Genomic DNA, 9,614 nt, shown 5'->3' with positions numbered 1-9,614 from the left:
ACCCTCCTGGCCACCTGGACCGGCGCCTGCTCGATATGCGGCCAACCCGCACCCAAACCAGAACCACACCACAGGACCTAACAAAGCCCTACTAGCTGCGACTCCGTGGCGCCGGCTTCTCGATTCCTGATCGGCCTGGTCACCTGTTTCGCGACGCACGGCGGCATCCCCGCCGTCGCGTGCGCCGCCTGGCGCCGGTAGACGCTGGGCGGCACACCGACCAACTCGCTGAAGCGAGTGCTGAAGGTACCCAGCGACGCGCAGCCGACCGCGAAACAGACCTCGGTGACGCTGAGGTCGCCACGGCGCAGCAGCGCCATCGCGCGCTCGATCCGCCGCGTCATCAGATAGCCGTACGGCGACTCGCCGTAGGCGAGCCGGAACTGGCGGCTGAGGTGCCCGGCCGACATGTTCACGCCGCGGGCGAGCGCCTCGACGTTCAGCGGCTGCGCGTACTCCCGGTCGATCCGGTCGCGGACGCGACGCAGCCGCGCGAGGTCGCGCAGGTGCTGCGCTGCGGCGGGTCTGCTGGTCACCTGCGTGATCGTGCCACGTCGCACCGGGGTTGCCCAGCCGCCCGGCGTCCCACCGCACTCCGCGTCCCCACGCCGCCGGACGTTCCTCCTGGCCATGTGTCCTGGGTCCTCCTGCCCGGCGGCGTGGGGACGGAGCGCCCGGTCGATCGTCGTGTCAGCAGCGAGTCCAGCACCGCACGCTGCCCGACATCAGCAGCCCGTACAGCGTGTTCCACAGCCCGGACCGCGTCCCGAAGAGCAGACCCCGGGGCCGGCAGCCCGCCGAGGAACGGCACCCCCCTTGTTACTGATGAGTCTCCTTGTCCGGTATGGGAAGCGCCCTCTTCTCGATCGCCGCTGCCATCACTTCCGGGAAGAGATCCGGGGTGCATGCGAACGCCGGTGCGCCCAGGGCGCCGAGGGCTGCCGCATGGTCACGGTCGTAGGCGGGCGTGCCCTCGTCGGACAGCGCGAGCAGCGTCACGAACTGCACGCCGGATGCCTTCATCGCGGCGACCCGCTTCAGCATCTCGTCGCGTATGCCGCCCTCGTAGAGGTCACTGATGAGGACGACGACGGTGTCGGCGGGGCGGGAGATCTTCGACTGGCAGTAGGCGAGCGCCCGGTTGATATCGGTGCCGCCGCCGAGCTGGGTGCCGAAGAGTACGTCGACGGGGTCGTCGAGCTGGTCGGTGAGGTCGACCACTGCTGTGTCGAAGACGACAAGCCTGGTCTGCAGGGTGCGCATGGAGGCGAGCACCGCGCCGAAGACCGAGGCGTAGACGACGGAGGCTGCCATCGACCCCGACTGGTCGATGCAGAGGATGACGTCCTTCTTCACGGACTGCGCGGCCCGCCCGTAGCCGATGAGCCGCTCGGGGACGACGGTGCCGTACTCGGGGAGGTAGTTCTTGAGGTTGGCCCGGATGGTTCGGTCCCAGTCGATGTCGTGGTGGCGGGGCCGGTTGATCTTGGCCGAGCGGTCCAGCGCGCCGGTGAGTGTGGCTCGGGTGCGGGTGGAGAGCCGCTTCTCCAGGTCGTCGACGACCTTGCGCACGACGGCTCTTGCGGTCTCCTTCGTCGTCTCGGGCATGGCCTTGTTGAGTGAGAGGAGCGTCCCGACGAGATGGACGTCCGCCTCGACGGCCTCCAGCATCTCCGGTTCGAGGAGCAGTGCGGAGAGGCCGAGCCGGTCGATCGCGTCACGCTGCATGACCTGGACGACGGAACTGGGGAAGTACGTGCGGATGTCGCCGAGCCAGCGGGCCACGGAGGGGGCGGAGGCCCCGAGTCCCGCCGAGCGGTTGCTCCCGCCCCGGCCCCCGGGTTTGCCTCCGCCGTACAGCGCGGTCAGTGCGCCGTCCATCGCGGCGTCGCGTCCGGTGAGGGTGCAGCCGGTGCTCTCGGCGCTGTCCCCGCCCAGGACCAGCCGCCACCGACGCATCCGCTCGTCGTTCGCCCGGCCGGGCTGCGGGCCGGGTCGTGCCAAGCGGTCCGCCGGGCCGGGCGGCGAGCTGTGGGCCGAGCGCGGTGCGCTTCCGGCCGTGTCCGTGGTCATCCCGTTGCCCCCAGCGGTTCCTTGACGTTCTCGGCTCTCTCGTCCGGGTCGGCGCTACCCGGGTCCGGATCGGTGCCGGTGTCCAGACCGAGCAGAAGGCGCAGCACCGGTACCACCGCTTCGGCCCTGGCCCCATCGAGTCCGGGGCCGAAGCCGGGTGCCGTGGCCCCGGTCCCGGTGGCAGTGGCTGCCGGTCCCCCGGCGGCCGGACCGCGCCGCACGAGTTCGCCCAGCGTGCGCCGTACGCCCGCTTCGTACGCCGAGAAGGTACGGCGCAACAGGGGCAGCACATCGGCGAAGGTGTCGGCGGGAACCCCGGTGAGCCAGGCATCGACCAGGCCGAGCAGTCGCTCGTCGTGGACGAGAAGCATGCCGCCCCCGGCGGCTTGGCCGACGAACCCCTCGATCCAGGCCGCAGCATCGGCCGGGGGTGTGCCGGGCGAGAGGGCCAGGCCCATCAGCCGTGCGGCGTCGTCCTGCGCGAGCCGTCCTTCGTCGAGCAGCAGCCGGGCAGCACGGCCCCGGATGACACCCGCGACCGTGTCCCGGGTGGCGAGCTTGTGCAGTACGGCGGTCCAGCGCTCACGCAGCCCGCCCGCGTCCGCATCCGGCTGAACGGCTCCGGTGAGCAGACCGATCGCGGTGTGGACCCCGTCCACCCGGCGGCGCAGTTCGGCGGCACCGTCGGTGTCGAGTCCGGTGCAGGCGGGTGGGAGTCCGACGCAGATCCGCTCGGCGAGCCCGGCCGCGACCTCGCCGAGGGCCACGGTGTCCGTTGACCGCACGTCGCCGTAGCGCAGGGTGCGGGCCAGCGCGGGCAGGGCATCGGCGAGATGGCCGACGTCGGCGTCGAGCGCGGCGCGGTCGGCGAGGGCTCGCATCACCTCGGGCAGCGCGTCGGGCAGTTCGGCCAGGAGGCAGTGCTCGGCGAGTGCGGTGACTTCGGCGAGCGCGGTCGCCGAAGCCGCCTGGGACTCGGCCTTGGCCGTCGCCGCGGAGAGCACGGTGGTGCCCCATGTCCCGGCCTCCGCGACCCGCACGTACAACTCGGGTTCCCAGCGCAGCCGCCAGCTCTCCCGAAAGGTTCCGGTGCTCGCCCGGCCTGCGGCGGGCTCGCCCCAGCCGACGGCGAGGAGCCGCAGCCGGTGGAGCAGCCTGCTGCGGGCCGCGTCGGTGTCCTTGCGCAGGTCGAGCTCCACCTCCCGCTCCAGCGCATCCGGTCTGAGCCGGAGTGTGCGCTGCTGTCGGGTGAGGTCGCGCTGCAGGGGCACGGCGGGGGCGGTGTCCGGTACTTCGCCGAGTTTCTCGCCGACGATCAGCCGGTCCTGTACGAGCGCGAGCGGCACATCGGAGCCGTCGCACATCACAGCCCGGATCGCATCGGTCGTCTCGGTCAGCCCGGCCAGCGGGCGTCCGCGCATGGCGGCGAGGGTCTCGGCAAGCCTGACGGCCTCGATGACATGGGCGGACGAGACGAACCGGTCCTCGTCGCGCAGGAGTCCGGCGACCTTGGTCATCCACCGCTCGATCGGGCGGTCGGCGGCCTCGAAGAGGTGTCCGTACCAGCCGGGCGAGTCGATGCCCGCCCCGTATCCGCTGTGCCGGGCGAGCCGCCGGTGCGACCAGGGCACCCAGGTCAGTTCGGCCTTGACCTTGGGCAGCCCCTTGAGCAGGGCCCTGTCGGCGGCGAGTGTGGTTTTCGTGCCGAGCGCGGGCACATGCCAGGCGCCACAGACGACCGCGATGTCGGCGCCGAACTCCTTTGCCGCCTTACGCAGTTGGATGCGCATATACGCCTCACGCACGGTGTCACGAGGGTGGCCGCCGTCCTCGTACACCTCGCGCAGTGCCGTCATCGCCTCGGCGAGCGCGGCGAACGGCGCCCGCGGGTCGACGGCCTCGACGCCGTGAGTGCGGTGTTCGACGACGTCCTCCCACCAGCGCTCCGGGTCGTCGTAACCCGCGGTCTCGGCCAGTACGCCGATGGGGTCGATCAGGGCGTGCACAGCAGGGGCGCCCGTAGCCGACTCCCCGGCTCCGTCCCCGTCCGCTCCCCCGTCCCTACCCACTTCCCCGGCCCCGTCCCGGCCCGCCTGCCGTTCCGCTGTCTGTGTCATGGCCAGGGTGTTCGCCGCGGGAAGGTCGATGAAGCGGACCGGGACGTCGTTCGCCAGCGCCCAGCGGATCGCGACCCACTCGGGCGAGAACGCGGCCAGCGGCCAGAACGCCGCCTGTCCCGGGTCGTCGACAGCATGGGCAAGAAGCGCGACCGGCGGCCGCATCTGCTCGTCGGCAGCCAGCGGCAGCAGTGCGTCACCCTCAGGAGGCCCCTCGATGAGCACCGCCCGCGGACGGGCCGCTTCCAGGGCCGCACGGACGGCTCGGGCCGAGCCCGGGCCGTGGTGCCGCACCCCCAGCAGCAGCGGTCCGACGGAACGCGCGGCCCGGGTCATGCGGATACCTCGCGGCAGGCGCGGTAGAAGTCCTTCCACCCGTCGCGCTCCCGGACCACAGTCTCCAGGTACTCCTGCCAGACCACCCGGTCGGCCGCGGGATCGCGGACAACCGCGCCCAGGACGCCCGCCGCCACATCCCCGGGGCGCAGCACCCCGTCGCCGAAGTGTGCGGCCAGCGCAAGGCCGTTGGTGACGACGGAGATCGCCTCGGCCGTCGACAGTGTCCCCGAGGGGGACTTAAGCTTTGTGCGGCCGTCGGTGGTGACACCGCCGCGCAGCTCGCGGAAGACCGTCACGACGCGGCGGATCTCGGCCATGCCGTCGGGCGCGGCCGGAAGGTCGAGCGAACGTCCGATCTGGTCGACGCGCCGGGACACGATGTCGACCTCCGCATCAGGGGTGGCCGGCAGCGGCAGCACAACAGTGTTGAACCGGCGGCGAAGCGCGCTGGACAGCTCGTTGACCCCGCGGTCGCGGTCGTTGGCAGTGGCGATGACGTTGAATCCGCGGACCGCCTGGACCTCCTGGCCCAGTTCGGGGACGGGGAGCGTCTTCTCCGACAGGATCGTGATCAGCGAGTCCTGCACGTCGGCGGGGATACGGGTGAGTTCCTCGATCCGCGCGGTCATGCCGTCGGACATGGCGCGCATGAGCGGGCTCGGCACCAGGGCGTCACGGCTGGGCCCGTGCGCGAGCAGTTGTGCGTAATTCCAGCCGTAGCGGACGGCTTCCTCCGGGGTGCCAGCCGTGCCCTGGACAAGCAGCGTCGAGTCGCCGCTGACGGCGGCCGCGAGATGCTCGGAGACCCAGGTCTTCGCGGTGCCGGGAACGCCGAGGAGCAGCAGGGCCCGGTCGGTGGCGAGTGTGGTCACGGCGACTTCGACGAGGCGGCGCGGGCCGACGTACTTGGGCGTGATCACCGTCCCGTCCGGCAGCGTGCCGCCGAGCAGGTAGGTGGCGACGGCCCACGGGGACAACTGCCAACGGGCGGGCCGCGGGCGGTCGTCGGCCGCGGCAAGTGCCTTCAGCTCATGAGCGAAGGCGTTCTCGGCATGCGGTCGCAGGGCCTGTACGCCGACGGCTGCGGCGGTTTCGGACACAGTCATGGATCCCCCTCCAGATCGGTCGACCTGATGTGGTTCCCACCGTGCACCATGCCACTGACAATCGGCCCCGACCGCAGGTCAGGGCCGATTCAGCGGCTGCGGGCGGAGAGTTCAGCCGCCCACCGGCGAGACCGCGACGCAGCCACCCGCGGTGATGAGGCCCTCGCCCTTGGCCTCCTCGATGACCTTGCCCTTGTGCGTGATCGAGCAGGCGACGTCGGCCCCGTCCTCGTCCAGGGCGATCGGCATGACGGCGGGCGGCATGATCCCGCGCAGCGTGACGGTCTTCCGCCACGGCAGGGTGGGAGACTTGACCGTCTCGATCTTCGGATCCATGGCCTTGCCCCCGCCTGCGTGGAACTGGATCTCGTCGACGCTCGTGCCGGTGACCTCGTAGGTGACTTCGTACGTCTCGTCCACGGCCTTGTCCACCTGGTCGACGGTCTCGGAGCAAGCGCCGAGGCCCACGGCGAGACCGAGGACGACGGCTGCGCAGACAGCCGTCCGAACGGTGCGGACGTTGCGGATGTTACGGGCGGTGCGGTTCATCAGCTGATCCCCCGGATTCGAAGGTCTGGAGTTCGCAGCGAATCGCAAAGGGCAAGTAACGTCAAGTGGTATGCATGACGGCAAATCAGCAGGTCAGGACGATTGTCAGTGGCGCGTTCTACCGTCGTCCCCATGCTGCTATCTCACGGGGGAGAACCCTTGCGCACCGCCGACCGGGCGGCGCGCTGGACGGTGGAGCAGGTCCTGGCCCTGGCTCCTGACGAGTCATCACGCAAGGCGGGGAGCAAGCTCGGTTCGGCCGGCCCGTGGTCGGGTGGCGGGTGTGACGCTTCGGGTGCGGTGTGGGGGCTGTGCAAGGGAAGCGGAAGCAAGCCGTATCAAACGGTGGTGGACACCACCGGTCCTGCGTACAAGTGCAGTTGTCCCAGCCGGAAGTTCCCGTGCAAGCACGCGCTGGGTCTGCTGCTGGTCTGGGCGTCCGGCGAATCGGCCCTGCCCGCCGGCGAGGTGCCGGACTGGGCCGGTGAGTGGCTGACGGGCCGTCGCAAGCGTGCGGCGGACAAGGGGGTGAAAGGCGGGCAGGCGGCGGGCGGCGCCTCGGCCGCGGGCCCGGCCGACCCGGAGGCCGCCCGGCGGCGCGCCGAGCGCCGGGCCGAGCGGATCACCGGCGGCGCACAGGAGCTGGAGCAGCGGCTGACGGATCTGCTGCGCGGCGGTCTGGCAGCAGCCGATCAGTCGGGGTACGGGCTGTGGGAGGAGACGGCGGCCCGCATGGTCGACGCCCAGGCACCCGGACTGGCGGCACGCGTGAGGGAGTTGGGCTCCATCCCGGCTTCCGGGCCGGGCTGGCCGGTGCGGCTGCTGGAGGAGTGCGCGCTGCTGCATCTGCTGGACAGCGCGTGGCTGGGGATAGACCGGCTGCCGGAGCCGCTGGCAGCCACGGTCCGTACCCGCGTGGGGCTGACCGCCCCCGCCGAGGGCCCACCGGTCCGCGACCACTGGCTGGTCCTCGCCCAGTACGACACCCCGGACGGCAAGATCGTCACGCGCCGCATCTGGCTGTACGGGAGGGACTCGGGCCGCACGGCACTGCTGCTCTCGTTCGGGGCGGCCGGGCGCTCCCCCGGGCTGGCACTGCCGGTGGGTGTCACGATCGACGCCGAGATCACCCCCTGTCCGGGCGCAGGCCAGCTACGGGCGGAGCTGGGCGGGCAGTTCGGCGTCCCGTCACCGACCGGTACGCCACCTCCGGGTGGTACGGCGGCGGCCGCGATCGGTGCGTACGGAAACGCCCTGCGGGACGATCCCTGGCTGGACGCCTGGCCGGTGACACTGCGCGAGGTCATACCCGTGCCGTCCGAGGACGGCTGGCAACTGGTCGACGCGGCGGGCGATGCAGCCCTGCCCATCGCCGCGGCGGCGCTGTCCCGGCCCGGGCTGTGGAAGCTCGTCGCGCTCTCCGGCGGCTCGCCGGTCACGGTCTTCGGCGAATGCGGCCACGGTGGGTTCGACCCCCTCGCGGCCTGGTCCACAGACGCGGACGCCGGGGCCGGAGCCTGCGGAGTCGATGCCGACGGCGTCGAAATCAGCAGCGTCGACACGACGTCCGAGACCGTGCCGCTCATCTGACGTTGAATCCGAAGGGGGACCAATGCCTCGTACCATCACACCCGCGCCGTGGGAAGAGCTCGTCACCTCGGCACTTCTCGGCACCGACCGCCGCCCGGCCGAGGGAGGCGGCGGACCGGGCGGACTGCTGGACGCGGCGGCGCTCCACACCGTGCAACGCAGAGCGGGTCTGCTGCCCGCCTCCGCGGCCGTCCGGCCCGAGCCGACGCCCGCCGACCCTCGGCCACCGTTGCCGCCGGCCGCGCGGCGCAGGCTCGCCCAACTGCTCGCGGACCGGGCGGCACCGGGCGGCTCGGGCGGTCGGCGGGGTACGGCTCCTGATCTCACGGAGCTGATCCCGCAGTGGCTGGCCACCGCCAATCAGCACGGCTATCGGGCCCCGGCCGCGCTGCTCCCGCCCCTGCTGGACGCGGCCAGGTCCCGTACCGATCTGCGGCCGCAGGCCCTGGCCTTCGCCGGACCGCGCGGGCTGTGGCTGGCTGGGCTGAACCCCGAGTGGAAGTTCGCGCTGCGCGGCTCGTCCGGCGGCTCGTTGCCGCCGGACATCACGGAGCCGGCAGCGGTCGCCCGGTTGTGGGAGGAGGGCCTGTTCGCCGAACGGGTCACCCTGCTCGGGGCCGTACGGGCGCACGATCCCGCCGAAGCGCTCGCACTGCTCGCCACCACATGGACCACCGAGCGCGCCGAGGACCGGCTGATGTTCCTCGACTCACTGCGCACCGGGCTGTCCGGAATGGACGAGACCTTCCTGGAGCAGGCGCTCTCCGACCGCAGCCGCAATGTCCGTTCGACGGCTGCAGAACTGCTGTCCGCGCTACCGGAGTCGGCGTTCGCCGAACGGATGGCGGCGCGCGCGATGTCCTGTGTGAGCCCGGACCTCACCGGCGACGAGGTCTCCGTCGCCGTGGAGGCCCCTCACGAATGCGATGCGTCGATGGAGCGCGACGGCGTGGTGGCGGTTCCGCCGTCCGGACGGGGCGAACGGTCGTGGTGGCTCGGCCAGTTGGTGGAGGCGACCCCGCTCGCCACCTGGCCGGTGCGGTTCGGTGGCCGCACCGCGCAGGAGATCGTCGGCCTGCCGGTCGCCGACGGCTGGGCCGAGGAACTGCACGCGGCATGGTGTCGGGCAGCAGCGCGGCAGCGGGATCCGGAGTGGGCCCGCGCGCTGCTCGGCGCCCCCTCCGTCCCCTCGCCGAACGGCCCCGGTACGGCGTCGCTCGCCGAGCGGTCGAAGCTCCTCGCCATACTTCCCGCAGCCGAACGGGCCGAATGGGTGGCCGACTTCATCGCGGCGCACGGGCTGTCGGAGGCCTTCCAGTTGCTGGGGGTCTGCCCGACCCCCTGGGCCGAACCACTCGGCCGCTCGGTCGTCGACGCCTTGGACATCGCCCGGGACGCGGGCAGCTATCCCTGGAGCTTCAGCGGCGTGATGGGCCTCGCCGAGCGCTGCCTGAACCCGGCCGAGGCGGACCGCCTGGAGGTCCTCACCACCACCCCGGACGAACCGGAGGACGCCTCACCGGGCGCGAACGGCTACTGGTCGGAGGCATTCCGACGACTGATCTCCACGCTGCGGCTGCGCTCGGCGATGGACCTGGAGCTGATACCGAGCTGAGGGGGATCGGCAGGAACCGGGCGGCTGGACGGGGCCCCGGCCCGGCGGAGGCCGGGAGCTGAGAGCCCGGAGGCCTGGGACCCCGGAGGCCTGGGAATGGCACGGTCCGGAGGCCGAGTGTCCCCCGGTCTCGGCTAACCGGTCCCGAGCAAGCGGCAAGGGCGGGCCGGGAGGCCAAGGGGGCGGAGGCCGGCGGGCGGGGTCGAGGGCTGGTCTCGGCTACCC

Annotated in this window: 7 protein-coding genes; 2 read left to right on the top strand and 5 right to left on the bottom strand. The window is 72.1% G+C overall.

From position 1 onward, the window contains the following. Window positions 1-77: 77 nt before the first annotated feature. From ABTZ94_RS20440 to ABTZ94_RS20420, 5 genes are all read right to left on the bottom strand, one after another. Window positions 78-536, bottom strand: a complete 459-nt coding sequence (locus tag ABTZ94_RS20440; protein WP_351202470.1) for a helix-turn-helix transcriptional regulator — start codon at window positions 534-536, stop codon at window positions 78-80. Window positions 537-819: 283 nt separating this feature from the next. Beyond that, window positions 820-1,959 carry a VWA domain-containing protein gene (locus tag ABTZ94_RS20435; protein ID WP_351202471.1) on the bottom strand — a complete coding sequence of 380 codons (1,140 nt, stop codon included), beginning with the start codon at window positions 1,957-1,959 and terminating at the stop codon, window positions 820-822. Between the two features lie 110 nt (window positions 1,960-2,069). Beyond that, complete coding sequence (locus tag ABTZ94_RS20430) at window positions 2,070-4,526, bottom strand: DUF5682 family protein (RefSeq protein ID WP_351202469.1); 2,457 nt, start codon at window positions 4,524-4,526, stop codon at window positions 2,070-2,072. Further along, window positions 4,523-5,635, bottom strand: a complete 1,113-nt coding sequence (locus ABTZ94_RS20425) for an ATP-binding protein (RefSeq protein ID WP_351202468.1) — start codon at window positions 5,633-5,635, stop codon at window positions 4,523-4,525. The genes ABTZ94_RS20430 and ABTZ94_RS20425 overlap by 4 nt, the downstream gene beginning before the upstream one ends. Window positions 5,636-5,746: 111 nt before the next feature. Then, window positions 5,747-6,184: a hypothetical protein gene (locus ABTZ94_RS20420; protein ID WP_351202467.1), complete on the bottom strand. Its 438-nt coding sequence runs from the start codon at window positions 6,182-6,184 to the stop codon at window positions 5,747-5,749. Between the two features lie 132 nt (window positions 6,185-6,316). On the opposite strand from ABTZ94_RS20420, the gene ABTZ94_RS20415 reads away from it, so the two are divergent. Together ABTZ94_RS20415 and ABTZ94_RS20410 are read left to right on the top strand one after the other, a co-directional pair. Next, window positions 6,317-7,774 (top strand): SWIM zinc finger family protein, encoded by a 1,458-nt coding sequence (locus ABTZ94_RS20415; RefSeq protein WP_351202466.1) that lies wholly within the window; start codon window positions 6,317-6,319, stop codon window positions 7,772-7,774. A gap of 22 nt (window positions 7,775-7,796) precedes the next feature. Then, entirely contained in the window at window positions 7,797-9,389 is a 1,593-nt protein-coding gene (locus ABTZ94_RS20410) for a DUF5691 domain-containing protein (RefSeq protein ID WP_351202465.1), read from the top strand. The last annotated feature ends 225 nt before the right edge of the window (window positions 9,390-9,614 follow it).

The organism is Streptomyces sp. NPDC002785, assembly GCF_040295565.1.
Taxonomy (GTDB): Bacteria; Actinomycetota; Actinomycetes; order Streptomycetales; family Streptomycetaceae; genus Streptomyces.
This window is presented reverse-complemented; position numbering and strand designations above follow the sequence as displayed.